This is a genomic window from Undibacterium sp. Dicai25W, from assembly GCF_049340505.1.
GTDB lineage: Bacteria > Pseudomonadota > Gammaproteobacteria > Burkholderiales > Burkholderiaceae_D > Undibacterium > Undibacterium jejuense.
In genome coordinates this window covers 1-26,990 of sequence record NZ_JBMPOQ010000015.1, presented here as the reverse complement: position 1 = coordinate 26,990, position 26,990 = coordinate 1, and the positions used below count along the sequence as shown (strand labels likewise).

The following is a 26,990-nucleotide window of genomic DNA, read 5'->3' as shown; positions in this document are numbered from 1 at the left end:
CATTACGTAGCGTGCTTGGAAATTAAACAAGGATGGTGAAAATTATGAATGATGATGTTAAAAATCTTTTTCAAAAATTTGGACAAACAACGAATTCGTATCAGGAAATTAATCGTGATATTGATAGTGAACAGGCAAAACAACGTTGGCCTCTGCTGCGTGATGTGCGTGTGAATGAAGCACCCCAGGACTTGAGCCACGAATTCGAAGAGGCTGGCGTTGCCATCATGGCTCCTCCTGATGCCAATGCAGAATCGCTGTTGTCACAAGTTGCTATGCCTAAAGTCAATGGAGCGGCATTGAACTCAACACCACCTGTTGCTCCTTCCACCAATGATTTTTTTGAGATCAAACAATCTCTCTTTGCGACCAAAGTAGTTACACCACCTGTAGAGAATAAAGTGAATTCCTTATTTTCTTCTCGTCCTGTTGGATCAGCATCAACAACAGCGTCAACATCAGCGCCAGCTAATGCTATTCCATTCTCTTCAAAATCACATTCAGTGTCGGAAGTTTTTAAGCGATTACTCAATCAAGATCAACAACCACAAAAAGTCGAAGCGCCAGTCAATTCATTTTTCAAAAAAATATTCAGACCATGAGGGTTGTTGCAGTTATTTCTCCCAAAGGCGGGGTTGGTAAAACAACAGTGACCGCCAATCTGGCAGCTTCCTTAGCTCGCCTCGGTGCAGTAATTACCGTTTTGGATTTAGACCCACAAAATGCGCTGAGATTGCATTTTGGCATGCCTCATAACGATGCTGCCGGGATTGCTACCTATAACCTGCCACAAGGGCAGTGGCGAAATGCCTTGCATGAAAGTAGTTTTGGCGTCGATTTTTTGCCGTACGGCTCAGTTGACGAAAAACAGCGGGATAAATTTGAACACGCAATCAAGACTGAACCGAATTGGTTACTATCACACCTCAACAGCCTTGGTCTGAATGAAACCGACGTGGTTTTAATTGATACACCACCTGGTCCTAGTATTTATCTGCAACAAGTATTGAAAGTGGCCAATATTGGTTTGGTTGTGCTCAAGCCAGATGCCGCTTCGTATTCTACAATCCCATCCATTGAATCCCTGATCCAGTTTTATACAAAGGGGCGCAAGGATTTTCTAGGTTACTGCTATGTGCTGAATCAAATGGATGCCTCTAAACAACTGTGTCGTGATGTATTTGGGATGTTGCGTTCAAATCTGGGTGAACGCTTCGTGCCTACCGCCATTCATCGTGATGAGGCTGTTAGTGAGGCGCTCGCTTGCCAGACGCCAGTTTCTTACTACGCTCAACATAGTTCTGCCACTCAGGATATGCAATACCTGACGACTTGGTTGCAGAAAAATTTTGGATTGGTCGATTAATGCGCTCGATACTTAATTCTCGTTATTTGTATGGTCGCCTCAATGAGCTTGGCTTATCGATGGTCAACTGGCCAGGGTGGGAGCACAAGGTACCGCGTGCGCTGGCTTTAATTGCTGCATCCTTACTGTATTGGGCTGCGATTAGCGTTCCTATGGAGTTGCCGCTACAGGCTTTTTTTTCCACCATTATTTTTTCAACTGCACTTTATCTACGACGTTATACCGGAACCCTGATCTCATTAATCATGGTGATGTTTTCCGTCAGCGCGACCAGTCGCTACATCTATTGGCGTATCACCTACACAATAAGCAGTGAAAATCCATTGGACTTATTTTTTGCCTTGGTACTTGTCATGGCAGAAGTGTATGCGTGGGTGGTCTTGTTGTTAGGCTATTTGCAAACGGCATGGCCGTTAAAGCGTAAGCCAATCATGATGCCAGCGGATACGTCAACCTGGCCTACCGTTGATTTGTTTATTCCGACGTATAACGAAGACTTAAGTGTCGTTAAACCAACCGTGATGGCGGCAATGGGAATTGATTGGCCACGGGATAAACTAAACATTATTATTTTGGATGACGGTAGACGGCCTGAATTTGCAGCATTTGCTGAGAGTATAGGTGTGAAATGTTATACCCGTGCCGACAATAAACATGCAAAAGCCGGTAACATCAATGCCGCTCTCAAAAGAACAGATGGCGAATATGTTGCAATTTTCGATTGTGATCACATGCCGACGCGGTCATTTTTGCAATACACCATGGGTTGGTTTTTAGTTGACCCAAAACTGGCAATGATACAGACCCCCCATCATTTTCTGTCGCCAGACCCATTTGAGCGAAATCTGCAAACTTTCCGAAACGTGCCGAACGAAGGGGAACTCTTTTATGGTCTGATCCAGGATGGCAATGACCTTTGGAATGCAACTTTTTTTTGTGGTTCATGCGCGATTTTGAGACGTAGTTATCTTGAGGAAATCGGGGGCATTGCCGTAGAAACCGTAACTGAAGATGCGCATACAGCCCTCAAAATGCAAAGACGCGGCTATAACACAGCGTATTTGGCTTTACCTCAGGCGGCTGGACTGGCAACCGAAAGTTTGTCCGCTCACGTAGGGCAGCGGATCCGTTGGGCCAGGGGTATGGCACAGATTTTTAGGATTGATAATCCTTTATTTGGCAGAGGTTTGAAGTTCGGGCAGCGCCTTTGTTACAGCAATGCGATGCTCCACTTTTTCTACGGTTTGCCACGCATGGTCTTTTTGCTGGCACCCATCTCTTACCTATTTTTTGAAGTTCACATTATTAAGGCTTCGGCACTGTCCATTGCAGCCTATTCTTTACCTCATTTATTGCACGCCAACTTAACCAACTCCCGTATCCAAGGCCAACACCGGCATTCATTTTGGGCCGAAGTCTATGAAGCTACATTGGCCTGGTATATTTTTCGCCCGACTCTGGTCGCCTTGATTAACCCTAAATTAGGTACGTTCAATGTGACGGCAAAAGGTGGTTTGGTTCAGGAGGAACACTTCGACTGGGTGATCTCTAAACCATATCTGGTCATGCTGACTTTAAATGTCCTTGGATTTCTGGTCGGCATTGGACGGGCATTATGGTGGAATACTTTTGAGCTCGATACCGTAATTCTGAACATGTTGTGGACCATTTATAACCTGGTAATTTTAGGCGCTACCTTAGCTGTGGCAACGGAGACAAAACAGGTGCGCAGAACGCATAGGGTGAGGGCTATCTTAAACGCTACCTTGCGCTTATCGAACGGCCACTCTATCGTCTGTCAAACCGAAGATTTTTCTATGGGCGGAATGTCCCTGAAAGTCCCAGATGGCTTTGCGATGCAAAAGGATGATTTACTTCTGGTTTCGTTATACGGAACCAATGGAGAATGCCTGTTTCCCTCTAAAGTGATCTTTGTGAAGAAAAACGTGCTGAGTGTGCAGTTTTTAGAATTGGATTTGCAACAACAAAAAGATTTAATTAGTTGTACGGTTGGGCGGGCTGATGTCTGGTTGAATTGGTCGGATGATCGTAATATTGATCATCCGTTGAATGGGTTAAAGGAAATTGCTTTTCATAGCGTACAGGGATTCGTCAGATTTGGCGAAGGACTAAAGCAATACTGGGAAAAAAAATCTGAAAATATGAATACACATACTGAAGCTGACATTGTTAAAAAAAATAAAGCCAAACTACCTTGGAAACGTGCCGCTAAAACGACTTTGGTATTAGCGATTGCTGCTGGTTTGTCATTGACGATGCATGACAATGTTTATGCTAAGTCAAAACACAGTAAGCCAGCCGAAGAGCAGACTAGTGATGATTCAGCGAGCCCATCGACAACTGCTACTCCTGCGGCTGCACCTTCAAGCAATCAAAAGGTCTACACGATTACCTTAAAACAAATGTTGCCCGGTGATGCGATTGAGTTGCGTGGCATAGAAGGAGAACGTAGCTTCCCGTTTACGGTTCGCAGCGACGAGGTCATTACTTCAGCGAAAGTAAAATATGGTGTTGCCTATTCTCCTGCCTTATTACCTGAGTTGTCGCATCTCAAAGTGTTGGTCAATAATGAGTTGGTAAGTGCCGTTCCTCTACCAAGAGAAACATCGAAGGGTATTGTTCGTGAAGATACGATTGATCCACGCTTTTTCGCTGACTTCAATCAACTTAAATTCAAATTGATTGGTCACTACACCCGAGAATGCGAAGACCCATATCATTCCAGTTTGTGGGCGCAAATCAGCAACACCAGTTATCTCGAACTCACCGTGAATTCTCTGGATCTAGCCAATGACTTGGCATTGTTGCCAGCACCATTCTTTGATCGACGTGACTCTAAATTATTGGATTTACCTTTCGTTCTGCCACAACAAGCTTCCTTAGACATGTTGCGCAATGCGGGTGTTGTCGCCTCATGGTTTGGTCACCTCGCCTCGTATCGTGGCGCGCGTTTCCCGGTATCGACAGAAGGTCTGCCGAAAGCACATGCGATCGTATTTGCTACTAGTAAAGAAGTGCCTGCAGGTATACAAATTCCAACGATCAATGGCCCAACATTAATGGTCGTTGCTAATCCTGCCAATCCTAAATATAAATTGTTACTGGTTTTGGGGCGTGATAATTCCGAACTGAAAATTGCGGCTCAGGCTTTAACTTTGGGACGATCAGTATTATCTGGACCGAGTGCGTTGATTAAAGACTTCAAGGAGCCAGAATTACGTGCTGCCTACGATGCACCGAACTGGTTCCCAACCAATCGCCCGGTAAAATTTGGTGAAGTCTTATCCGTCGATGATTTGCAGGTGAGTGGAATGAACCCGGATGTCATCCGGTTGAATATGCGGGTTGCTCCAGATCTGTTCACCTGGCAGCGTGACGGCGTACCTATCGATTTGCGTTATCGCTTTACACCGCGACCAACGATAGATAAATCAACTCTCAATATCGGTATTAACAATGGCTTTGTTCGTTCTTTGCCGCTGTCCGGTGCCGAAACAGAAAAAGGTAAGATCAAAGAGTCAGTGATGTTATTCTTTAAAGAAGGGCATCGCTTTGCGCAAGAAGAAATTCAAGTACCATTGTTTAAAATTGGTGCCGAAAATCAATTGCAATTCCAGTTCTTTTATGACTACCCAAAGCAAGGACAATGTAAGGACGTTTATCTGGATAATGTCCGCTCTGCGATTGACCCGGATTCGACCATTGATTTTTCGGATATGCCGCATTATGCGACCTTTCCTAATCTCGCCTATGTCGCTAATGCGGGGTTCCCATTCACTAAATTTGCAGACTTATCTGCTTCAGCCGTAGTGATGCCTGATCGTCCTAGTAACGAGGAAGTTCAAGTTTTCCTAAATATGATGGGACGTATGGGTGAGTCTACCGGATACCCGGTGACGAATAGTACGGTCATACGTAGCGTTGATGTAGACAAACACAGTGATAAAGACTTGTTGTTGATTGCAACGAATGGTGATCAGCCTTTATTGAAACAGTGGTCAAAATATATGCCCATGAGCATGGACGATACTGGCAATCATTTGCAAATCCCACGTGGTTTTTTGCGCGTATTGGCAAGATGGGCAGGCAAGGATCTGGATGATGTCGAGCGTCGTTCCGGAGAAATGTTAGCAAAAACCGGGAACGCTTTTGGAGCGATGATGCAGTTTGAGTCTCCTTTATCATCTGGACACTCAGTAATTGTAGTCACCGGCGGTAATGCAGAGAGCCTACTTGATGTGGTGAGCGGATTGAATAAGGCAGATTTACGTAGTAAATTTCAGGGGGATTTGGTACTGATTAAAGGAGATAAAATAGTCAATGCTCTGGTAGGTGACACTTATTACTCTGGACATCTTCCACTCTGGACTATGATTAAATGGAGTCTTTCAACTCGCCCGATTGTGTTGATTATTTTCCTGATGCTGGCGTCACTGATTGTAGCAACGATGTTATTCCGTTATTTGAGAAGAAAAGCGGCAAATCGCCTGCAAGTCAATGACGGCAATGAATAACTAATGTCATTCGCGGTACATAAGTGAATATAAAAAAATAACCAATCAGGCCGCTTTGTTGCGGTCTGATTGGTTAGAATGTCAAAAAACCTTTAAGAGTTTTATGATGTCTGAGAATGCGGCATCACGCGGTCTGTCAAGTATTTAACAGGGATTTAACAGGGGAAATGAATGGTTTTCAAAAGAAAAGCGATGGTACTAGCGCTTTTGGCGATGTACTTCGAATTCGATGTGGCTTTTGCGAACTCTCCTCTGCAACAAAAATTAATTGAGCAAGCCCAATTCTGGGAACAGCGCGGCCGTGATGACAATGCGGCCGATGCCTGGGGCAAATTGCTTAAAGTTGACCCGGATAATATCGATGCGCTGGTTGCTCTCGGTATGTATGAGGCGCGTAGCGGTCACCCTGAACAAGCAAAAACCTATCTGGAAAAACTCAAACAGCTAAAGGCGACCCAGGCGCAAATTCGTCCAGTTGACGAGGCAATACGTCGCGGAGCAGTGAATCCCAAGGTGCAACTGGAAGATGCTCGTAAATTAGCGCGGCAAGGAGATGTTGATGCAGCTGCAGACAGCTTTCGTTTGCTCGGCGATCCGTCCCGTCTGAAGGGAGATGCTGCGCTCGAATATTATCAGGTATTGGCGGGTACCTTGAATGGTTACAACGAGGCTAAATCTGGTCAGGCAAAGTTGGTCAAAGAGAATCCGACAAATTTGAAATATGCGCTGGCCTATGCCCAAACCTTGACCTATCGTGATGCATATCGTCATGAAGGCATAGGATTGCTAGAAAACCTCAGTAATAAACCGGAAGTATCTAAACAGGCGAATGAAGCCTGGCGTCAGGCATTAAGTTGGATGGGAGTGGCACAAAGCGATAGTAAATACTACCGTGCTTATCTGGAAAAACATCCTGACGATAAAATGATACAGACTAAACTTGCCAACATCGGCAAGGTACCCAAAATAGAGGCAGTGGAAAGCAGCCGTGCGCCAAATAAGCCTAAGGTCGACACAGCATTTGTCAAAGGCCAGTCAGCTGGTTTTGCTGCCTTAGACGACAACGATGTCCCAACGGCGGAAAAAGAATTCACGACACTGATTAAGACTCACCCTAAAGACCCCGTTGGCTATGGTGGTATGGGCCTGGTAAAAATGCGTCAGGAAGAATTTGTCGAGTCACGTAAGTATCTAGAAAAAGCCTTGAAATTATCTTCAAGTAGCGGCAGGGGCAACTGGAAGCAAGCGTATGACGGTGCAAACTATTGGGCGATCATCGAAGAGGCTCGTAGTGCATTTGAAGATGACGATAGCGCAAAGGGCATTGCCTTGTTACGTAAAGCCATCGCGCTCAACAGTAAAGAACCATCAGGTATTTTGCAGTTAGCTGATGCACTCAAAGCTGATAACGATATGGTCGGTGCAGAGGAAAACTACAAGCGCGTTTTTAACGCCGACAAAACCAATATGCGCGCCTTAGACGGCTTGGTCGGAATTTACGATGTACAAAAACGGCTTGCTGATATGGAAGCGTTGACTCCGTACATGTTACCGCGACAATTGGCGATTTTGGCCAATTTGAAATCATCGCAATTAGTTGAAAAAGCAAAGCAACTAGAGGCAGCAGGCGACATCAACGGTGCGCAAATGGCACTGGAAGATGCGATTTTGATCAAGCCTGAAGATGCCTGGTTACGCATGGCTTTGGCTAAGATTTATTTGAAGCGGAATATGCCCGGTCAAGCACAAGCCTTGCTTGATGTGCTGACCAATGTTGATAAACCGGAAGCCGAGGCCTTGTACGTAAGTGCCTTGCTCAGTCAGTTACAACAATTGTGGTGGGAAGGCTTGGCAACATTGGAGCGTATTCCGCCCAATGCGCGCAGACCAGAAATGTTCACGCTGCAAAAAAGGTTGTGGATACGTGTTCAGCTTGACCGTATCGATTTGTTGAATAAGCGCGGCAAGACCGAGCAGGTCAGGGAAATTTTAGGGGAAATCAACGCCGCCGCTGATAAAGATCCGGAATTTGTTGGCACCGTTGCCGCCTTATATATCAAGCTGGGCGATACCGAGCGTGGCTACGCGATGATACGTCAGGCGGTGCAAGATACGCCAAAACCATCCGCAAGCTTGTTGTTGGAATACGCAACAACCCTGATGCAAGCTAATCAAGAGGCCGAATTGGAGGCTGTCATGCGGCGGGTTGCAAGTATGCCGAAGCTGAATGAAGATGAGGTTGCGGCATTCAAACAGCTGCAAAAAGCCCTGGCGATGCGCTACTCAGACCGTGCCCGTGAAGCCGGAGATTACGCTAGTGCCTATACCTACATTCAGCCAATGCTGATCGAAAATCCAGACGACAATCTGTTGCTATTGGCTCTTGCTCGCATTTATTCGTCGTCTGGTGATACTGACTCAGCAAAAGAATTGTATGTCAAGGTGCTGAAAACCGAACCAGATAACCCTGAGGTTTTACAAGGATTGGTGTTTGCAGCGATACAGGTCAAAGATTTCAAAGGCGCTGAAGAAAATCTTGATAAGTTGATGCATCTGCAACCAGATAATCCACGCTTTATCGCCTTAGCGGGTAATGTGGCCAGAGCGCAAGGACAAAATGGTAAAGCACTAGGCTACTTCAAAAAAGCGCTGGCAATGGAGCAAGCGCAGAGACCATTGGCCGGTGATGGAAAAAGTGGTGCTGGTGGTCTGCGTTTAGTCGATCCGGTAGCACCTGTTGTCAACGTTGGCGATTTTAAAGTCAATCCGTTTGCCGAACGCAAAACTGAAGCAGTAGTGACTAAGACGGTCGCTGGTCCTGCATTAAAAGAAGTGCCGCAACTACCATCGCAGTATACAACTCCCGCTTCGTCGGCATTGAAAGTAACAAATCCTGCCGCTGCTGTCGGCGTTGCAGCAACTGTTCCGGTTACGAGTATTGCACCTGCGAGTGTAGGTATATCAACGGCTCCGGTAGTTCCGGTGAACTCTGCTCCTGTCCTTAAAAGCGTACCGAGCTTACCTTCAACACAGCCTGCTGCTGTGCAGGTGCCTGTTCCGGTGAAGATTTCGCCCACAAGTCAAAATACGACGTTTAATAGCAATACAGTTGCTAAAGCTGCGACGCAAAGTCCCGCTCAGAATACCTATACAACTGCTGCAATGAATGGTCGTTCGAGCGCTATTGCTTCAACAAGTCCAATGCCGACGTCTTCTAAGGGTGGACCGGCAGTCAGCCCTGAAGAAGAGGCGCTGATGAGAGAGATTGATTCGCTTAATGAGTTAAACCGTTCAGAAGTGACAGTAGGCTTGTCTGCACGTGCCCGCAGTGGGCAAAGCGGCTTGTCACAACTTAAAGACCTGGAAATACCCATTGAAGCGCATGTCTCAACCTTGGGTTACGGGCAATTTGGTTTGAAAATCATTCCGGTGACGGTAGATCCAGGCGTCTTAAACTTGAATGATCCGAATAGCGGCGGCTTGTTTGGTAAAAATGTGATTTTGAGTCAGCAGGCGCAATTCGCCAATGTCCCGTTCACAACGATTGCGCGGCAACAAGGCTTGTCTAATGCAGCATCGATTGATCAAGTCGCGAAAGGTGTTGCGCTTAGTCTGAGTTACGAACTCTCTGGCTTTAAAGTCGATATTGGATCGAGTCCTATTGGTTTTCCGATCAAGAATGTTGTTGGTGGAATTCGTTGGAGCAATCAGGTTGATGACATGAATTTCAGCGTTGAACTGGCACGCCGTTCCGTTACTGATAGCTACCTCTCTTATGCCGGGGCACGTGATAGCATCTATGGATTAAGCTGGGGTGGTGTGACCAAGAACGGCTTGCGGGTTGACGCTGCCTACAACGAGGATGATGGCGGTGTCTACGGGGGTCTTGGTTTTGCAGAATTATTGGGAACCAATGTCGTCAAAAATACGGCATTGGATTTCGGCGGTGGTGCCTACTGGCGCGTCTATAAAACCAAAAATACCAGTGTCACGGTGGGACTCAATTTGACCACCATGTTCTATAAGAAAAATCTGCAAAACTTTACCTACGGAAATGGTGGCTACTTTAGCCCACAATCTTATTACGCATTGAACCTGCCAGTTGAAGTAAGTGGCCGTAGCGGCAAATTGTCATATCAGCTTGGTGCTGCAATAGGCGTACAATCGTTCCGTGCCGATGCGGCACTATATTACCCGCTGGTAAGTGCCGATCAGACTTCTTTAGAGTTATTTGCTGCGGCGAATCCAAAAGTCAGCATCAATACGACATATGCTGGGCAAACACATACAGGTATTCAATATAAATTAGCTGGTGCTGCAGAATACTTGCTATCGCCGCATTTTGCGCTGGGTGGACGCATGTCGGTTGATAACTCAGGTGATTTCACTGATGCATCTGCCCTGGTGTACTTACGTTATACCTTTGAGCCTAAGCGCGGTCCGGTGTCGTTTCCACCAGTGGCACCTAAGCCGTATTACATGGGAAATTAATGCAAATGGGTAAAATTTTGAAACGTTTATTCATGGCAGCCATCTTGCCGCTAGCATCCTTTGCTCAGACTGCTTCATTTGCAGCAGATTTACAGGCAGAAGGCAGGATTCAACTTTCGCAAGGCGATAATGCAGAAGCGAGCAAAAAATTTGCCGAAGCAGCTAAAGTAAATCCGTTTGATCCGTCTGCGATCAATAATCAGGCAGTGGCGGTTGCGGCCCAGGGTGATTATGAAAAAGCCCTGGCTTTGCTTGAGCGTGCGGTACGTCTGGGGCCGGGTAGGGCAGATATCGTTGTCAATTTGCAAGAAATGCGCCGCTGGGTTGCGCGCAACGCACCCCAAATCAAAGTGTCAGAAAAAAGCAATCCGGTGATGAATGTCTATCCGGATAGTGATATTCCACCAGAGCCACCGCCACTTTGGAAAAAATAATCGAGGTTTTTGATTTTTAGGCTTGCTAATTGCAAAATTTTGATGCAATATCAAAGTCTGACTTTTAAGGTTTTATCAGAATTTAATACAGGCTTTTCATTCAAGCACCTAATTTCATGAAAATGACACACTTCTTTTTCTTTTTTTACTTTAGCTATTCCCAGCCTCAGGCGGTCGGAAGAAGGTAAGCGCGCAAAGAAAAAGAGCCCAACCAGAATTCGTAAAAACCGCCAGCTGTGGCGGTTTTTTTTTGCCAGAAATTTTAGAATTTAGTATTCATTTAGTATTCACATAGCATTTAAATAGTAGTTACCTAGTATTGAGAAAAACGGGAGAAAACATGCAGCGCACCGATGATTTACGTATTCGTGAAATGAAGGAATTGGTTCCACCCTCACATTTGATTCGTGAGTTTGCCTGTTCCGAAAAGGCCTCTGAAACTGCCGCCAATGCCCGCACCGCATTGCATAGAATTCTGCACGGACAAGACGACAGATTGATGGTCGTCATCGGACCTTGTTCCATCCACGATACACAAGCAGCAATGGAATATGCACGCAAACTCGCTGCTGAGCGCGGGCGTTTCGCAGGCGAATTAGAAATCGTCATGCGTGTTTATTTCGAAAAACCACGCACCACCGTTGGCTGGAAAGGCTTGATCAATGATCCTTATATGGACAATAGTTTCCGGATTAACGACGGCCTGCGTATCGCTCGTGAACTGCTGCTCAATATTAACGAACTTGGCTTGCCTGCCGGAACCGAATACCTGGATGTGATCAGTCCGCAATACATTGCTGATCTGATTAGCTGGGGCGCGATCGGCGCGCGCACCACAGAGTCCCAAGTTCATCGTGAATTGGCGTCTGGCTTATCCTGCCCGGTGGGATTTAAAAATGGCACTGATGGTAACGTCAAAATTGCCGTCGATGCGATCAAAGCATCGTCGCAACCACATCACTTTTTATCGGTCACCAAAGGCGGCCATTCTGCGATTGTTTCCACCAATGGCAATGAAGATTGCCATATCATTTTGCGTGGCGGTAAAACACCAAATTATGATGCTGGCAGTGTCGATGCAGCTTGCAAAGATATCGCTAATGCAGGTCTGGCTTCGCGCTTAATGATTGATGCATCACACGCAAATAGTTCGAAAAACCCTGCCAATCAAATCCCAGTTTGCGCAGATATCGGTAATCAAATTGCTGCTGGCGATACGCGAATAGTTGGCGTGATGATCGAGTCGCATCTGGTCGCGGGACGTCAGGATCTGGTACCAGGTAAAGAATTGGTCTACGGTCAGTCAGTGACCGATGGCTGCATCGATTGGGATTCTAGCGTCGCTGTGCTGGAAGGATTGGCGAACGCAGTTAAACAACGCCGTCTCGTGCAATCTGCGGTGTAAATCTACCGGTCTGATTTGTAAAATAAATGCGTATGGCGTTCGATATTTTTCGTGATGAAAAACTGAGGCTGAGAGCCACGTCGAGTAAATCATTATGATGTGGCGGTAGAATTCATTCAACACTAACCCGTTGGGTAGTTAACGTAAGCATGCGCTGTGATAATAACTAAGTTCTTTCCGCGCTACTATAATAGGCGCGAAAGTGACAGCCTGCCCGTTGACTACCGCATCGGGTAATTGAATGGTAAAGCGATTGACTCCATGGGTCTGCGCAATGAAGCTGGTGATGAAGGAATATTCTGTCGCGTACGAGGTGGCGTAATAAGGTGAGGGATAGGTGAACGGCGTATTCGGGGCTGGCCCCGAGATACCATTCGTTGGTAAAACCTGGAGATTCTTGCCAGACGGGCGCTCGGTATATGAGAAATTGGTAAGCACAGTATCCATAGATTGAGTACCATTTACCGTGCGCACCTTCACCGTTGACGAGGTAAAAGCAAAATGTGTGTTTACTTTTAAATCCAGGTAGATCGTCGCATAAAAGTCTCCACCCTGGTCATTTAAGAGTCGCATGCTCACGCCATTGCCAGGGCGGTAGTTGATACTGTAAGCAGGTGTTGAGCAATGATCTGGTGGCGTGTAGGTGACTTGGCCATCATCGCTCTTTAGCTCATGAATAGGTCGTGTGACCATCATTTCGCTAAGATTACTACACGCAGTGATAGATAAGCCAAAAATAAATACGTATCCTAAGTTACAGATATCACGAATTCGGATCTGGCAACTTTTTTCGATGTAAGGGGTTCGTTGAAGCTGAACTTGATCGACATCCGAATGTTCGATAGTCAGCTTCTTTAAAACAATGCTCATCGGGACTCCGTTATTTTTGAATACCGCCATATGCAATATCAAATTCGAATCGATATTGGTACGGGATTCCATCAACACCAGCTTGAAATACTACAGAAAAATAATGTTCAGGGTTCTCGGTAGCTTCTTCAAACCAGCAAAAGATCTTGATAGATATTTCCCTTGATGCTGTGCACGTTTGGAATCGAGTATTTCAATTCTCTGTGACTATCAAGTACACTAAGTGCCGAACGTTCAATGCCGTTCTTTATCACGGTATCAATGATTCTAACTGTTGTGTTTCTTGGCAAGAGCTTTGCCAAGACGCCGCCAGCGTATTTTATTGTTACGATTTGATCTGTGGATCTCCAGTGCCATTCCGTTACGATGCACTGAGCCCAACCTGAATTCATCGGTTGTCGCAATTCATGGCGCTCGTCGATGATTTTTCCGTCAAGCCGTATTTTTGTGAAATCAGTAATAATCGCCATAGCAGAACACCCTGACTGAAAAGAAGTGGCAAAACTAAAATTTCAACTAACCCTACTTTAAGTAGCATCCGGGTACAAGGAAAAGTGCAATGCGAAAAATTTTATCCATCTCTTTTTTTATCTTTTGTTGTTACCAGACATCGATAGTACTCGCTGATGATCTGGCTCTTAAAACTCCTCCTGATTTAGGTACTGCTGAGATAGCAACGCTGTCAGTCGCCGAACAGATAGACGCCAATGTAAAGGTTTTCCTTGATGCGCAGCGGAGAGTCTTCGGGCGTGCAATATTATTTTGTTCAACGAATCAAAAGCGGGGTGATCGTCCAATTGAACAAATTTTAGCATCGTATATCGAAGCATATTCGCGCGGTACAAAGGAAGCCATGCTCGAGATTGTTAAAACTGACAAAAGCATTGCTCAACCTGGCTTCTTACCCTCAGATCGCGACTTAGATATGGTCGATAAGCAAGGTGATGTCTTCCTGATTGCCGTCCAGGGAAACCCAGAAGTCGGATGCAAGAAACTCGGTGATATTCTTAGTTCAGGATCAACCACCACCTATAGAGATCGTGCCTTGGGGAGCTATCATGAGTACCTGGGTAGGCGTCGTGAAAATTGTGCGAAGCTCCCTCAGTCAAATGGTTGTGAATGATCTTGCGTCGTCTCATGTAGATACACAAACGTCGATTCAACGGACATCAGTTCTTAAAAGAAGTTTTGCATTGGCGGGTTGTACCCGCCCACAATGGTTATTCAATGTAAGTTCAGCATCTCAGAAGTGGGTACGTGATGTAAATTACAGGAGTTTGCAAATGGTTAGTATGAGGCATAATACGGCGACGAATATGTAGATTGGGACGTATTTATCGTTCCGAAATGTAATTTTTTTCTTAAGACGTCGCCTGCGTAAAATGATAGCGACGATAGCGACGATAGCGACGATAGTGCATTTATTTCGCAAGCTTTACTATTGAAAGGATCAATATGGCTATTTTCCTGACAGCAAAATTGGCTGGAGTTGAAGCGGCTAAGTTAATTCGGCAGGGTAATAGCCTTCAGTGTTCGGTATGCTCCTCTATCATTGTCACAGTCCCAGCGAATTGGGTAGAAGGCAAACCACTCCATGGTTTGCAGTGTCCCACCGATCAAAAACATTTCTTAGTTCATTTGGATAATGCGAGTGCCATGAAAGAAATGCGAGCTCGCATGCGCGCCCGTGAAAACAAGCCTTTGCAAACACTAGAAATAGCACATAACCGTGCTGAACACATGGTTGAAGTTTACAAAGATTTTCAACCCTTGGAGTCCGTCCGTGTACAGCTTAAGTACTTGCTTGGATTGGCAAAGAACGAGCACGCTGACTATTCTCGTCTTAAAGATATTATAGTCGGAGTGTATGCGGCTCGTGAATTTGAGGCAATCGATATTGAGTTTGCAAAGATGCTTTATGCGGTCGAGGAAGTTGTTGCAGAATTACGTCGGAATGCGAATGACGGACATGTTTCGTCATTAATTTAGTACAACTACAGAGACGAAAAAGAAAGTGCATATGGCGATGAATAACATACTCATTACTTCACTCGATAGCTTGTTACAGAAAAATCGCCCTGATTATTATAGTGCGTTGAATCCAGGGGTCAAATCTGATCAACTGGCAGAACTTGAACATTTGGTTGGAATAGCATTGCCAGCCGATTTTCGACTCCTTTATGAGTGGCGCAACGGACAAAATTCTAGTAATTCAGATAATTTCCACGCTAATTGGATGTTCATGCCTATTGGCGATATTATCGAAATAAAAGTGATGCTAGATGAAATGATAGGTACGGATTTTCAAGATCCAGACTATTGGCGTCGGGAATGGATACCTTTTTTAGATAATGGTGGTGGAAGCTATTTATGCTTGGATGTTCTCTCCAAAAATGGGCAAGAACCTGGCCAGCTAATTGCGTTTTGGAAGGCCGACGTCGATAGACCTGTAAAGTACGCTTCTGTTTCTGAATTGATTGGTAAGATAGTCTCGTCCTTTGCAAATGCAGGAAATGCGTAGCATCTCACCATTAGGAGTGGTACAACGTGCGTCGCGCTTGTGTATACAGGGATCTTGCGGGGTGCGCCTGTACTAGCGGTTGCACCTCATACCGGGCACTAAACGAGACTGGATTGCACGCTTCGCTCGAATGGAACGCTGGCATTGCATAGGTTTATCCTAGACCTTATAGGGTTTGTCTTAATCATTATAGCCACGATAATTTACCTGCAAATCGGGATTAATAGCGTTTGCTCAGGGTCATTTGATCCCCTTCGCGGCGCATTTCCATGCGGTTTAAAAAGGACATACCCAATAAGGGGATGCTTAAGCCGGAGTCAAGGACGGCGGCATCGACTTGATAAAGTTCGATATCACCAATCTTGATGCTATCAAGTTTCACACCGTAAGCGTTGACTATACCGCCAGCCGTGTTCATTCTACCGTGTGTGCCATTCGTGTAATGAATGCCCAGACGTACTGCGTCGCTAGCAGGTAAGGTGACGAGACTGGCACCGGTATCGACCATCATCCTGATACTCACGCCATTGATGCTAACGTTGGCAATAAAATGTCCTTGATCACCCGCTTGCAATACAACTTGATTGCTCTTGCCAGGGGATGTACGCGCAACGGCCTGACCCATTGCCAGCACAGAACGTTTGCCATTACTGACAATGGTGGCGGTATCGTGGTCAACGTCGACCAGCTTAGTATCGCTGCTGATTATGCTGCCGACGCTATAAGTTTTCGGTGGCGCGCCATCGACGACAAGAATCGCTTTGCCGGGAAATAAGCCAACTACCCCGACATCAGTTGCTGCTGCGTATGTGCTAAACCCCATTAAAGCCAGCGTAATAATGCGTTTCATGGCAAGCCTATTATGGATGCGGTACAAGAAGCAGGCTGCCAGATAGGAACAACGGATTTGTCGATTTTGCAAAAAATCGACGCAGCATCTATCCAGCAGCTTTGAATATACGACTAATTAATCACGGAAATTATTAAATTCCAGTGGCAGATCTTTGATTTCTTTACGTAATAAAGCCATTGCCGCTTGCAAATCATCGCGCTTTGCGCCTTGTACGCGCACTGCATCGCCTTGAATGCTGGCCTGGACTTTCATTTTGCTATCTTTGATTGCTTTGACAATTTTCTTTGCGTCTTCAGTTTCAATGCCGTTTTTGACTTTGATAACCTGTTTGACTTTGTCGCCGCCAATTTTTTCCACTTTGCCCATGTCGAGAAAACGCACGTCAACTTTGCGCTTACCCAGTGTCTGGGTCAGTTCGACGATAATCTGGTCTAAGTGAAAATCGGAGTCGCCAAAAACGACGATTTCGCGCTCTTTGTCCTTGAGCTCGATCTTGGCGCTGGTGCCTTTGAGGTCGAAACGGTTGGTGATGACTTTATTCGATTGCGTTACCGCATTCTTTACTTCTTCCATGTTTGCTTCAGAGACGGTATCAAATGAGGGCATAGTGCTTCCTTGGTGAAAAAATAAATATAGCGCATTTTATCAAATGCGGGACGCTTACAAAGCCTAGCAGCTATAATTTGCGACTTATGACGACTATTAATACCCTTTCTCGCGATGTTTCTCTGCAAAAGCTCAATACTTTTGGTATTGCAGCGCAGGCAAAATTATTTTTACCAGTGATTGAACTGGCGCAATTGCAGGCGGTGCGCAATGATCCTTCCTTGTCGCAGTTGCCACGTTTAATTCTTGGTGGTGGCAGTAATCTGGTTCTATCTGATCAGATAGATGCGTTGGTCTTGCATATGTGCCTGCAAGGTAAGAAGTTGACTTCTGATGATGCGGATTTTTATTATGTGACTGCTGCTGCGGGAGAAAATTGGCATGAATTCGTTCAGTGGACGCTGGCACAAGGGTGGCGAGGGTTAGAAAACTTGTCATTGATTCCCGGCACTGTAGGTGCTGCGCCTATCCAAAATATCGGTGCATATGGGGTCGAAATTCAGGACGTTTTTCACAGTCTGGAAGCATTTGATTTTGCTACTGGTGAAGTGGTCATTTTGGACAAAGCGGCTTGTTTGTTTTCCTATCGGGATAGCATTTTTAAGCAAAGCTTGCGTGATCGTATGGTGATATTAAATGTCACGTTTGCACTTCCAAAAATGTGGCATCCCCGACTTGCTTATGCTGATGTGATGAAATGGCTGGAGCAGGCTCAAATTCAACAAGCGAATGCATTACAGATTAGCCAAGCAATTATTGCTATACGTCAAGCTAAGTTGCCTGATCCACAATTGATTGGTAATGCTGGCAGTTTTTTTAAGAACCCTGTCGTGTCGGCCTCAATTCGTCACGCTTTGCTCGCACAATATCCTGATCTGGTCAGCTATCTTCAGCCCTCAGGTGACTTCAAGCTCGCTGCAGGTTGGTTGATTGAACAAACTGGCTGGAAGGGGCGTAGTTTGGGCGCCGCGGGGGTCTACGAAAAGCAGGCCTTAGTGCTGGTCAACCGTGGACATGCCACTGGTGCTGAGGTAAAGCTATTGGCACAGACAGTTCAATCTGATGTTCTGAAAAAATTTGGTGTCGAGTTAGAAATCGAGCCGAATTTTTATTAAAGAGTACTTTCCTATACCGAATAGCATGATGAATATCTTTTGGGGAAATAAATATACTCCCACCTTTAGATCTCATTTTTCAACGAATTCGCAATATTAAATATAGACTTCGAAATAATACTGATGGGGAGTATGTGAGGCCTTTTTGATGCACGCAAGATATTGGTAGCGGGTTGTCCCCGCTTTCTCATCGTCTATAATAGGTTTTGAATAAGCTGTGAGCCGAGTAAGGGGAGATGAACTTTTTAAGTTTTTTGCTATGTAACAATTGACAACAAATTTGCATGTAAACGAATGTCAAAAGAACTTAATTAATCGGTAACTGATGCGATAATAAACGGGTGTTTGCGTCAAATTGCTTCTTTCTGTGCATGTCCCCAAAAATATTTTTACGATGCGCGAAAATTTTATTATTCGTAACTACGTAGACTAGCGATAAAAGCATTAAATTGAAGTCTGCATAAAACGTCATTCATTTATTTTGATACGCAAAAAAAGAAAATTACGGGATGCGTTATTGATCAGTATTAGCGATCTGCGCGTTGGCATGTTCGTGGTCGAGTTAGATCGGCCATGGGAAAAAACATCGTTTCTGCTGCAAGGTTTTTTATTGACTGAGCTGCTTGACTGCCAGACTTTGCAAAGCATGGTACGCGAATTGACGATAGATCCAAGTCGTAGTGACCCAACTGCCTTACTGCATCTGCCATGGGACAGTGTTCACCTTCCGCCCGAAGACGATGAACCTGCGATAGAGCAGCAAACGACTGTCCGAGTTAGTTATTCAGCGCCACCCGCGAAAATCGATGAACGCTATAGTTTAGGAGCTGTTACCAACGGCGTAAAACAAATATGGCAGGCCTTTACCGGTGTCGAGGACGCGCCTTCCGCACGCAAGAAGAGCAAGGTTTTTCAAGAAAATTCTAGCAATTCAAGGCAAAATTTTATCCAACCTGTTCCTTATTATTTGCGCTATGCCAGTGTTACTACTGCGCCGCAAGATGTGAGTATGGCTGAACGCACTGCGCAATTAGTGCCGCCATCAACCGCTTCTTTTAGCCAATTCATCGAGGAACTGTACCCGCGGGATGTGATCTACGCACCACTCGATTTCTATGAGCGAATACAAGGGTGGGTTATCAAGTGGAAAGCGGCGAAACCTTACCAAAGTACACGTGAACAAAAGCAATTTATTGCACGGAAAAAGCATCCGGAATTCATTCCTTCAACGCTAAATCTGGTGATCTATAAAGACCGGGCGCCGATGCAGGAAGAAATTAAACATGCCTCGGTAGCTGTCAGCAGAACGCAGGAATTCTTAGCGAAAATGTCCGATGACATTCATGATGGAAGGGAGTTGGAACTAGATCAGGTACGGCCCGCTGTGCAGTTGTTGACGGAGAGTGTCATTGCCAATCCGTCCGCTTTAATGTGGTTGATACGTATGCAGAGTGAGGACGTAGAAACTTATGCGCATGGCTTGAAAGTGGCTGTGTATATGATGACTTTAGGGCGACATTTAGGTTTTGCGAGACAGCAGCTTAATGAACTGGGCATGATAGGTTTGTTGATGGACGTTGGTAAGTTAAGTATGCCGGAAGAAATTTTGAAAAAACCGGCCAAGCTTGATGATGAAGAACGTTTGATTGTTTGTCAGCACGTCGCAACCAGTCTTCATAAATTGCAACAAAATGGGCCGCTGTCACATAACGTTTATCTGGGCATTAGTCAACATCATGAGCGTTTAGACGGTACCGGCTATCCTCAGGGTTTAAAAGCAGAGGAAATTAGTATCTATGGCCGTATGGCTGCTATCGTCGATAGTTTTGCTGCGATGACTTCGGTGCGTGCGTACGATTCGACACGTTCAGCATTTGATGCCATGAAGGAATTATTTAAACAGGCTGAGTTGGAATTGCATGCGCCGCTGGTCGAGGAGTTTGTTCAGGCGATAGGCATTTTTCCTATCGGTAGTATGATAGAGCTCTCCACAGGGGAGGCGGCAATTGTGTTGGAACACAATAAATTGCGGCGTCTGGAGCCGCAAATTCTGGTGCTCACCAATGCCGATAAAGAAGCACTGGTACATCCTTGGGTATTAAATCTGATGCATCAATCACCAGATGCGGAACCGATCCGGATCTTACGCGGTTTACCCGATGGTGCGTATGGCATCGATAGCCGCAGTTTTTACGTGGCTAAATCATGAATAACCAACTCTATGGTTCTGTTAAAGGTGATCCGCATTGCCTTAGTTCTTGCGGTGAATTCGCCGAGAAATTACAAGTAGAAATGTCGCTTGCGGCCGAAAATCAGGTACTTGGTTTGATGGTTGTGAATTTGCAGCGTAGTGACAGAATTGCAGCGCTACTCTCTGACAAGCAAGCGCGCCAATTGCAAGAAAGTTTGTGGTCGCGTTTTAAACCTATATTGCGTTCCAGGGACAGCATGGTGTTTGTGAGTCCGAATGAGTTGTGGGTAATGTTGCCAGACTTATCGGTACCCGCGCTTGCGCTACTTGCTGCGCACAGGTTGTTGGCGATACTTGAGGCACCCATTCCTGTGGATGGAGGCAATGTCTATTTTAGCCCTTGCATTGGTGTCGTATGTACGCCGATCCAGGATGCGAATGCGCTGACAATGTTGCGTATTGCTGATAACGCCCAAAAAAAGGCATTAAACGAACATCAAAAGTTCAGCTTTGCCAGCGGTAATGTTCAGACCAACTTGCTACCTGAAAATCTACCTAAATTAGTCGCTGAGGTCATTGAGGCGAATGGTTTAAACGTCGTCTATCAGCCTAAAGTTGACTTAAGTACCATGCGTATTTATTCGGTCGAAGCATTGGTGCGTTGGCCTTCCGATCATCCCGAATATATTCCAGTAAATGTTTTGATTGAAACCGTTGAGCGTTGCGGTCTGGTGGAAGCACTTACATTACAGGTGATCAATATTGTCTTGCGCGAATCGTCGCAATGGCAGGCCGCCGGTCTGGATGTACTCATTTGGATTAATCTATCCGCCAGGCTATTAGCGCAAGCGCATTTGACTGCGACGTTGGCGCATAAGATGAATATCTGGCTCACCCATCCATCGAGGATAGGTCTGGAACTTACTGAGAGCGCATTGATTCAGGATGTCGCTCAAACGACTGAAGTCTTATGCGAATTAAAGCGCTTAGGTTTTCATTTATCGATTGACGATTTTGGTACTGGTTATTCATCGTTTGCGTATTTACGCCGTTTTCCCATTGATGAATTAAAAATCGATAAATTGTTTGTACAAGGGATGATCGAGTCTCAGCAAGACCGACAAATTGTGAAGAGCATTATTGATCTCGCACATAATTTTGGCTTACCTGTCGTCGCTGAAGGTGTCGAAGACGAGAAAACGTTGAATTTGCTCAAAGACATGGGTTGCGAACAGATTCAGGGGTTTTATTTTGCCAAGCCTATGCCTGCCAAACAATTGTTAATATGGTGTGCAGAATTTCATCGCATACATACTGCATAATTTGCTATTGCTATTGCTATTGCTATTGCTAGCGGCAGTGCAGATTCTTTATTTGTAATTCGAGTTGTTGTTTTTGCTGGCGAACGATAGCCGTTGTGGCGCCAGTTGTATCGCTGAGTTTTACGCTGTTTATCCCTGCTACAAAGTCGATGAGCTGTTTGCAGACAGCATCGGTTGAAGAAATGTTTTTTTCAGCATGACTTGCACTGTTTGCTTTGGCATCCGGCGTCGGTGCATTGGTAGTTTTTCCAGTATCTTTTTCTTTTGCGCTCATGCATTCTTTTTCTATCGCCGCTCTGACGTCAGAGGCGTTTCCTTGTTGTGCATACACATCTTTGATGAGTTGTTTGCGGTAGTCGCCCTCAGCATCGACTAATAACCGGTCTTGTGTTGCGCCAGCGCCCCGCATCCAGATAATTCTCTTAGCATCCTCACCTCGCTGTTTGCACTGTGCATCAATTTCGGGTTTGTCTGCATTTTCTTTGGTAGGCGTCTTATTCGCAATCGGCGCTTTTTGTTCTTTGTCGGAATTGCCACAAGGTTTGTCTTGATACGAGCTGCCGCAATGATAGACAGCTTTTGCATACGTGGATTGTGTCAGGACGAGCGCGCAAAGCAAACCAACGAAGGGTAAGACAAGCAGTGCCGGTATACTGGCAGGTGAACTCGACATGCGCTCCTCTTGAATCCATCTAACAACGTGGACGAAATGAGAGGGGCTTCAATATTTCAGGCGCATCTCACTTTGTCGACAGTGATATTTTTATATATCGGCAGAGAGATAATTAGTTTACTGCAAGAGCATTCACTATAGTTGTGAAATATTAATTATGTTGTTATTGATTACTTGTTATTGATTACTTGTGATTGAGTGCCAGGTATGACTTACCAGAACCTGACAATTGTCAGACGGGTCAGTAAAAACGACCGGTCTGACATTTTTTGGGTGTGTTTGACTCGGTTTAGGGATTGGCTTTTGCTTCTGCCGCTTCCCATTTTTCCAAAGCTTCTAGTAATAAGCCGTCTATTTCTTCAAAGCGTGCATTGAGTTTATTTGCTGCTTCCGGCCCGTTTTTATACAGGTCAGCATCAGCTAATTTCTCTGTGATCTCTTTTTGTTCAGCCTCTAATTGTGCAATAAGTTTTGGTAATTCGTCTAACTCTCGTTGCTCTTTATAGCTGAGCTTTTTCGCCTTTGCGGCTGGTGCAGCGGACGCAGAAAAGGTGTTAGATGAGTTAGTCTTGGCCTCAGTTTTTGGTGTCGATTTCGAAGAGGTGACCGTATTGCGATAACGTTCCCAATCGCTGTAGCCACCGATAAATTCACGCCATTGACCTTCACCTTCAGCAACGATGACTTGCGTCACTACGTTATCGAGGAAGGTACGGTCATGGCTGACCAAAAACACGGTACCTGTGTATTCTTCTAGCAATTCTTCGAGCAATTCCAGCGTATCGATATCCAGATCGTTGGTCGGTTCATCGAGCACCAGCACATTGGCAGGTTTAGCGAATAAACGCGCCAATAGCAAGCGATTGCGCTCTCCACCTGATAATGATTTGACTGGTGAGCGAGCACGTTCGGGTGCGAATAGGAAATCGCCGAGATAGGACATCACATGTTTGCGCTGACCATTGACTTCGACCCAGTCACTACCTGGTGCGATTGTCTCGGCGAGACTGGCTTCTTCATTGAGTTGCGCGCGCATCTGATCGAAGTAGGCGATTTGCAATTTGCTACCTTGTTTAATCGTGCCGCTATCTGGTTGATTCTCACCTAAAATCATTTTTAGTAAAGTCGTTTTACCAGCACCGTTTTGACCAATCAGACCAACTTTGTCGCCACGCAAAATAATGCTGGAGAAATCGCGCACGATGATTTTCTCGCCAAAGTTTTTGCTGATATTTTCCATCTCAGCTACGATTTTTCCTGAGCGTTCGCCCGACGACACGTCGAGTTTCACCTGACCTTGTTGTTCGCGACGGGCGCTGCGCTGAACGCGTAATTGTTCAAGACGCTTAACCCGACCTTCATCACGTACACGACGAGCTTTCACTCCTTTGCGTATCCAGATTTCTTCCTGAGCCAGGAATTTGTCGAACTTGGCATTTTCTACTTCTTCAACTTCCAACTGTTCTTCTTTACGCGTTTGGTAGGTCGTAAAATTGCCGGGGAATGAGGTCAATTTACCGCGATCAAGTTCAATAATGCGCGTTGCCACGTTATCAAGGAAGCTACGATCATGTGTAATAAACAACACACTGCCTTTGAAGTCTTTTAACAGTCCTTCCAGCCATTGTATCGATGAAAAATCCAGATGATTGGTTGGTTCATCAAGCAACAACACGTCTGGACCACTTACCAAAGCGCATGCCAGTGCCACGCGTTTTTTCATGCCACCGGATAAGGTGCCCATGATGGCGTCTTTGGCTAAGTTCAGTTTATCGAGTGTGGTTTCAACCTTATTATTTAAGCTCCAGGCATCGGCGGCATCCAGTTTGACCTGAATGTCATGCATGCGCTCCATCAATGCATCGTCATTGTCACCGCCAAATTGACCTGTCAATTCTTCATATTCTTGGAGGAGCCCAGGCAATTCGCCCAGACCTGAAGCGACGGCATCAAATACCGATAAATCTTGTGAGAATTGCGGTTCCTGTTCGACATAGGCGATTTTGATCCCTTGTTGCATTACAAGCAAACCGTCATCAATTTTGGATGTCCGTGCGATGATTTTCAGTAAAGAAGATTTACCTGTACCGTTACGGCCGATCAGACCGACACGTTCACCTGCTTCAATAGAAAACTCTGCATGATCGAGCAGGGCTACGTGACCGAATGCCAATTGGGCATCGCTTAATGAGATAACTGCCATAAATACCTGTGAGGTCAGCGGCGAAAAAGGCCGGACTAAATTGGAGAAAACCCGTATTGTACGCGAGACCGGCGTGCATTCCACGTCTGCCTGTGGAGGAAGTGCAGATAAACTATCGTCTATGGCTTAAATTGACGGGGCAGCAGGTATTTGCCCGCTGATGCCCCGAAAAGCTGATTATTTATACTTCCTTTCTATCGCTGCACTGGTGCCATCTTTTTCCATATTCTTCAAAATTTGATTCCACTTGTCGATCTTTTCTTGTGGTAAGCCTAAATTACATGCCAAATACATATCAGCTTGATTGAAAGTAAATAGTGGAACGATCAGTTTGGTCAAGCCTTGTTGCTTGAGAATGTTAATACCTAGTAACTCACCGCTAGCCCAGAAATCAAAACGTCCAGCCAGCAATTTGCGTGGATTATCTGCATCGGCATTCGCCAGGTCGGTTTCGAAACCTTTTAAAGAAAAAAATTCTGCTACTGCATCATTCCGGTAACCTCCGATGACATAAGTACGTAAGTCTTCTAGGGTTTTCGGGTGTCGGGTGTCATCCGCGCGGGCGAAGATGGTCCAATTATTTCTGACTAAGGGACCTACCCATTTATACAGATTCTCGCGTCCAGGAGTGCGCGACGTTGAAAATACACAAGTCTCTGGATTGTTTTGCGCCATTTGTACTGCGCGAGACCATGGGTAAGCAGCAATGGTATATTTTTCATCGGAACGCTTCATCAGTTCCTGCACTTTTTCTGTGGACATCCCGGTAACTTCGCCCGTTTTTGGATTGACAATATTAAACGGTGGGTAATCTTCAGTGACCAAATTTTCGGCTTTGAGTAGATTCGGTTGAGTTGTCAGCATGTAAGCAAGACCAAAGATGTAGAACGATGAACGTAATACTTTCATATTGCCTCCTACGGTAAAAAGCTGAGAATAAGGCTTTACAACAAGGCTTTACAACAAGGCTTTACAACAAGGCTTTACTTTGATTATCTGACTAACATTCTGCAGAAGTGAAGTCAAAAGGCAGTGATAATTTTTTTGAATGTCAGTGTTGCCACTCGTTGTTTCTTCGTATTTATTTCTTGGCAGAATAATTGGTAGGTCGTGAACCTGGGAAACACATCCGATGTTTTACAGAATAGGATATTTGTATTTTTTCGCAATGAACTTTAAGCGACTTTGTTGAGGGTTTATTTACGAATGTAGTTCTGCCTGTAGTTCTTTCTGTAGTTGTGTCTTTGGTAATGCACTTGCTAGCGGTAATGAAGAAGCATTTCAGATGCTATGGAAATACTTTTTACATCAAAGCAAGGTCGGATTTTTTGGGAAGTATTTCCTTCAGTTACGGGATGTTGATCCACAGACTCAGTGACTGAGTAACGATCAAATAAATTGGCTCTAAAAGCTTGATTTGATTGTTCCGCTTCGCTCAGGTAATATGGCGGGCTTGTTGAACATGGCTGGACGCTTGTTCACACCGTGTCTCGCCGTAGTTCAATGGATAGAACGTATGCCTCCTAAGCGGACTAGGCGAGGTTAAAACGGAGCTAAGTTGTTGATTTACAAGGGTTTGAGTGCCGTCTAATCCCGTCAAATCCCGTATGTTCCAAGGTAGTCTTGGAACAAATTTGGCACAAAAGACACAAAAAAAGCCACTCTAACAGGTGGCTTTTTCGCATTCCATTGATAGGAGTAGGCTATCAATTTTGCAACAGTGATTGGTGTCCCCGACCGGAATCGAACCAGTATCTAAATCTTAGGAGGATCTTGTTCTATCCATTGAACTACGGGGACACTCAGCCTGCTAGTATAGCAACCATACACCAAAAGATACAAGACTATGGCACAAGAACAGCTTATTGAATACTTAAGAAATAAGACAAAAGGTAAGTTGTTAATGACACCAGAGCAACTTTCTGATGAGACTGGCATATCAACAAAGCAACAGTCTAAGCTTAGGCAAGATAAACAATTCCCTATTCCACATAAAAATGTAGGCAGACTTGTTTTTTATTCAATATATGATGTTGCCAACTTTCTCTTGAATGGAGAAACAACACCAATTGACAAAGAGACTGAGCAAGCACTAGAACAACAAGCACAAACAGAACCAGTCAAAAAGAGAACAAGAAAGACTGTCAATGTTGTTCAAGATTTATCCCATATTTTCATGCTCAGAGCTTTTGCAAAAAGTTTGGAGCAAAGAGCAACAAAGATGTTGCAATTGGCACATTCATTATTGAACTATGCAGACAAGAAAGAATTGAAAGACTCTTTTGAATTGAAATTTGCCAAAAAAGGCACAAAACAAAAAGTGGAAAAACAATGAACACAATGACACTTGACAATACGGAAACTTTGAAATTTGTGGTGATATTGCTATTATGGAATCGATGGAC

The 26,990-nt window shown here is 45.1% G+C and carries 20 protein-coding genes and 1 tRNA gene; 13 read left to right on the top strand and 8 right to left on the bottom strand.

Features of this window, described 5'->3' with window-relative positions:
- Nucleotides 1–44 precede the first annotated feature (44 nt).
- The 6 genes from bcsP to aroG all read left to right on the top strand — a co-directional run bounded on the left by bcsP (nt 45) and on the right by aroG (nt 12,231).
- Nucleotides 45–602 (top strand): cellulose biosynthesis protein BcsP, encoded by a 558-nt coding sequence (gene bcsP / locus ACO0KY_RS15075; protein ID WP_423047379.1) that lies wholly within the window; start codon nt 45–47, stop codon nt 600–602.
- Complete coding sequence (gene bcsQ, locus ACO0KY_RS15070; protein ID WP_423047377.1) at nt 599–1,366, top strand: cellulose biosynthesis protein BcsQ; 768 nt, start codon at nt 599–601, stop codon at nt 1,364–1,366. Before bcsP ends, bcsQ begins: the two co-directional genes overlap by 4 nt.
- Complete coding sequence (bcsA, locus tag ACO0KY_RS15065; protein WP_423047375.1) at nt 1,366–5,901, top strand: UDP-forming cellulose synthase catalytic subunit; 4,536 nt, start codon at nt 1,366–1,368, stop codon at nt 5,899–5,901. Before bcsQ ends, bcsA begins: the two co-directional genes overlap by 1 nt.
- Before the next feature lie 171 nt (nt 5,902–6,072).
- Entirely contained in the window at nt 6,073–10,392 is a 4,320-nt protein-coding gene (locus ACO0KY_RS15060) for a cellulose synthase subunit BcsC-related outer membrane protein (RefSeq protein WP_423047373.1), read from the top strand.
- A gap of 5 nt (nt 10,393–10,397) precedes the next feature.
- Nucleotides 10,398–10,826: a tetratricopeptide repeat protein gene (locus ACO0KY_RS15055; RefSeq protein WP_423047371.1), complete on the top strand. Its 429-nt coding sequence runs from the start codon at nt 10,398–10,400 to the stop codon at nt 10,824–10,826.
- Between the two features lie 340 nt (nt 10,827–11,166).
- Nucleotides 11,167–12,231: a 3-deoxy-7-phosphoheptulonate synthase AroG gene (aroG, locus tag ACO0KY_RS15050; RefSeq protein ID WP_423047369.1), complete on the top strand. Its 1,065-nt coding sequence runs from the start codon at nt 11,167–11,169 to the stop codon at nt 12,229–12,231.
- Nucleotides 12,232–12,369: 138 nt separating this feature from the next.
- On the opposite strand, the gene ACO0KY_RS15045 is transcribed toward aroG, so the two are convergent.
- Nucleotides 12,370–12,924, bottom strand: coding sequence for a hypothetical protein (locus tag ACO0KY_RS15045; protein ID WP_423047367.1), 555 nt, complete (start codon nt 12,922–12,924; stop codon nt 12,370–12,372).
- Between the two features lie 305 nt (nt 12,925–13,229).
- The gene (locus tag ACO0KY_RS15040) at nt 13,230–13,571 is read right to left on the bottom strand and encodes a hypothetical protein (RefSeq protein WP_423047365.1); all 342 of its coding nucleotides are present in this window, start codon (nt 13,569–13,571) and stop codon (nt 13,230–13,232) included.
- Nucleotides 13,572–13,660: 89 nt separating this feature from the next.
- On the opposite strand from ACO0KY_RS15040, the gene ACO0KY_RS15035 reads away from it, so the two are divergent.
- The 3 genes from ACO0KY_RS15035 (at nt 13,661) to ACO0KY_RS15025 (ending at nt 15,622) form a co-directional block, all read left to right on the top strand.
- Nucleotides 13,661–14,224, top strand: coding sequence for a hypothetical protein (locus ACO0KY_RS15035; protein ID WP_423047363.1), 564 nt, complete (start codon nt 13,661–13,663; stop codon nt 14,222–14,224).
- A 332-nt stretch (nt 14,225–14,556) separates the two neighbouring features.
- Nucleotides 14,557–15,090: an immunity protein Tsi6 family protein gene (locus tag ACO0KY_RS15030; RefSeq protein ID WP_423047361.1), complete on the top strand. Its 534-nt coding sequence runs from the start codon at nt 14,557–14,559 to the stop codon at nt 15,088–15,090.
- Between the two features lie 31 nt (nt 15,091–15,121).
- Complete coding sequence (locus ACO0KY_RS15025) at nt 15,122–15,622, top strand: SMI1/KNR4 family protein (RefSeq protein ID WP_423047359.1); 501 nt, start codon at nt 15,122–15,124, stop codon at nt 15,620–15,622.
- Between the two features lie 220 nt (nt 15,623–15,842).
- On the opposite strand, the gene ACO0KY_RS15020 is transcribed toward ACO0KY_RS15025, so the two are convergent.
- Both ACO0KY_RS15020 and ACO0KY_RS15015 read right to left on the bottom strand, forming a co-directional pair.
- Nucleotides 15,843–16,472: a retropepsin-like aspartic protease family protein gene (locus tag ACO0KY_RS15020; protein WP_423047357.1), complete on the bottom strand. Its 630-nt coding sequence runs from the start codon at nt 16,470–16,472 to the stop codon at nt 15,843–15,845.
- A gap of 117 nt (nt 16,473–16,589) precedes the next feature.
- Complete coding sequence (locus ACO0KY_RS15015) at nt 16,590–17,081, bottom strand: YajQ family cyclic di-GMP-binding protein (RefSeq protein WP_186913230.1); 492 nt, start codon at nt 17,079–17,081, stop codon at nt 16,590–16,592.
- 86 nt (nt 17,082–17,167) lie between these two features.
- Between ACO0KY_RS15015 and murB the strand changes: the two genes are divergently transcribed.
- The 3 genes from murB to ACO0KY_RS15000 all read left to right on the top strand — a co-directional run bounded on the left by murB (nt 17,168) and on the right by ACO0KY_RS15000 (nt 21,709).
- Nucleotides 17,168–18,196: a UDP-N-acetylmuramate dehydrogenase gene (murB, locus tag ACO0KY_RS15010; protein WP_423047354.1), complete on the top strand. Its 1,029-nt coding sequence runs from the start codon at nt 17,168–17,170 to the stop codon at nt 18,194–18,196.
- Between the two features lie 517 nt (nt 18,197–18,713).
- Nucleotides 18,714–20,405 carry an HD-GYP domain-containing protein gene (locus ACO0KY_RS15005; protein WP_423047352.1) on the top strand — a complete coding sequence of 564 codons (1,692 nt, stop codon included), beginning with the start codon at nt 18,714–18,716 and terminating at the stop codon, nt 20,403–20,405.
- On the top strand, nt 20,402–21,709 hold the full coding sequence (locus ACO0KY_RS15000) for a putative bifunctional diguanylate cyclase/phosphodiesterase (RefSeq protein ID WP_423047350.1): 1,308 nt from the start codon (nt 20,402–20,404) through the stop codon (nt 21,707–21,709). Before ACO0KY_RS15005 ends, ACO0KY_RS15000 begins: the two co-directional genes overlap by 4 nt.
- Nucleotides 21,710–21,737: 28 nt before the next feature.
- On the opposite strand, the gene ACO0KY_RS14995 is transcribed toward ACO0KY_RS15000, so the two are convergent.
- From ACO0KY_RS14995 to ACO0KY_RS14980, 4 genes are all read right to left on the bottom strand, one after another.
- The gene (locus ACO0KY_RS14995; RefSeq protein ID WP_423047348.1) at nt 21,738–22,382 is read right to left on the bottom strand and encodes a hypothetical protein; all 645 of its coding nucleotides are present in this window, start codon (nt 22,380–22,382) and stop codon (nt 21,738–21,740) included.
- A gap of 289 nt (nt 22,383–22,671) precedes the next feature.
- Nucleotides 22,672–24,585 (bottom strand): ATP-binding cassette domain-containing protein, encoded by a 1,914-nt coding sequence (locus ACO0KY_RS14990; RefSeq protein WP_423047346.1) that lies wholly within the window; start codon nt 24,583–24,585, stop codon nt 22,672–22,674.
- A gap of 177 nt (nt 24,586–24,762) precedes the next feature.
- Nucleotides 24,763–25,494 carry a substrate-binding periplasmic protein gene (locus ACO0KY_RS14985; RefSeq protein ID WP_423047344.1) on the bottom strand — a complete coding sequence of 244 codons (732 nt, stop codon included), beginning with the start codon at nt 25,492–25,494 and terminating at the stop codon, nt 24,763–24,765.
- Nucleotides 25,495–26,310: 816 nt separating this feature from the next.
- Nucleotides 26,311–26,385, bottom strand: a tRNA-Arg gene (locus tag ACO0KY_RS14980).
- A 46-nt stretch (nt 26,386–26,431) separates the two neighbouring features.
- On the opposite strand from ACO0KY_RS14980, the gene ACO0KY_RS14975 reads away from it, so the two are divergent.
- Nucleotides 26,432–26,920: a hypothetical protein gene (locus ACO0KY_RS14975; protein WP_423047342.1), complete on the top strand. Its 489-nt coding sequence runs from the start codon at nt 26,432–26,434 to the stop codon at nt 26,918–26,920.
- Nucleotides 26,921–26,990: the final 70 nt, after the last annotated feature.

Bases quoted from the DNA above. Each gene is read 5' to 3' on its own strand.
- ACO0KY_RS15030 (WP_423047361.1), top strand. From the start codon at position 14,557: ATGGCTATTTTCCTGACAGCAAAATTGGCTGGAGTTGAAGCGGCTAAG.
- ACO0KY_RS15025 (WP_423047359.1), top strand. From the start codon at position 15,122: ATGGCGATGAATAACATACTCATTACTTCACTCGATAGCTTGTTACAG.
- ACO0KY_RS14975 (WP_423047342.1), top strand. From the start codon at position 26,432: ATGGCACAAGAACAGCTTATTGAATACTTAAGAAATAAGACAAAAGGT.
- ACO0KY_RS15040 (WP_423047365.1), bottom strand. From the start codon at position 13,571: ATGGCGATTATTACTGATTTCACAAAAATACGGCTTGACGGAAAAATC.
- bcsQ (WP_423047377.1), top strand. From the start codon at position 599: ATGAGGGTTGTTGCAGTTATTTCTCCCAAAGGCGGGGTTGGTAAAACA.
- bcsA (WP_423047375.1), top strand. From the start codon at position 1,366: ATGCGCTCGATACTTAATTCTCGTTATTTGTATGGTCGCCTCAATGAG.
- ACO0KY_RS14985 (WP_423047344.1), bottom strand. From the start codon at position 25,494: ATGAAAGTATTACGTTCATCGTTCTACATCTTTGGTCTTGCTTACATG.
- ACO0KY_RS15035 (WP_423047363.1), top strand. From the start codon at position 13,661: ATGCGAAAAATTTTATCCATCTCTTTTTTTATCTTTTGTTGTTACCAG.
- ACO0KY_RS15045 (WP_423047367.1), bottom strand. From the start codon at position 12,924: ATGGTCACACGACCTATTCATGAGCTAAAGAGCGATGATGGCCAAGTC.
- ACO0KY_RS14995 (WP_423047348.1), bottom strand. From the start codon at position 22,382: ATGTCGAGTTCACCTGCCAGTATACCGGCACTGCTTGTCTTACCCTTC.
- ACO0KY_RS15000 (WP_423047350.1), top strand. From the start codon at position 20,402: ATGAATAACCAACTCTATGGTTCTGTTAAAGGTGATCCGCATTGCCTT.
- ACO0KY_RS15015 (WP_186913230.1), bottom strand. From the start codon at position 17,081: ATGCCCTCATTTGATACCGTCTCTGAAGCAAACATGGAAGAAGTAAAG.
- ACO0KY_RS15020 (WP_423047357.1), bottom strand. From the start codon at position 16,472: ATGAAACGCATTATTACGCTGGCTTTAATGGGGTTTAGCACATACGCA.
- bcsP (WP_423047379.1), top strand. From the start codon at position 45: ATGAATGATGATGTTAAAAATCTTTTTCAAAAATTTGGACAAACAACG.
- ACO0KY_RS14990 (WP_423047346.1), bottom strand. From the start codon at position 24,585: ATGGCAGTTATCTCATTAAGCGATGCCCAATTGGCATTCGGTCACGTA.
- aroG (WP_423047369.1), top strand. From the start codon at position 11,167: ATGCAGCGCACCGATGATTTACGTATTCGTGAAATGAAGGAATTGGTT.
- ACO0KY_RS15055 (WP_423047371.1), top strand. From the start codon at position 10,398: ATGGGTAAAATTTTGAAACGTTTATTCATGGCAGCCATCTTGCCGCTA.
- murB (WP_423047354.1), top strand. From the start codon at position 17,168: ATGACGACTATTAATACCCTTTCTCGCGATGTTTCTCTGCAAAAGCTC.
- ACO0KY_RS15060 (WP_423047373.1), top strand. From the start codon at position 6,073: ATGGTTTTCAAAAGAAAAGCGATGGTACTAGCGCTTTTGGCGATGTAC.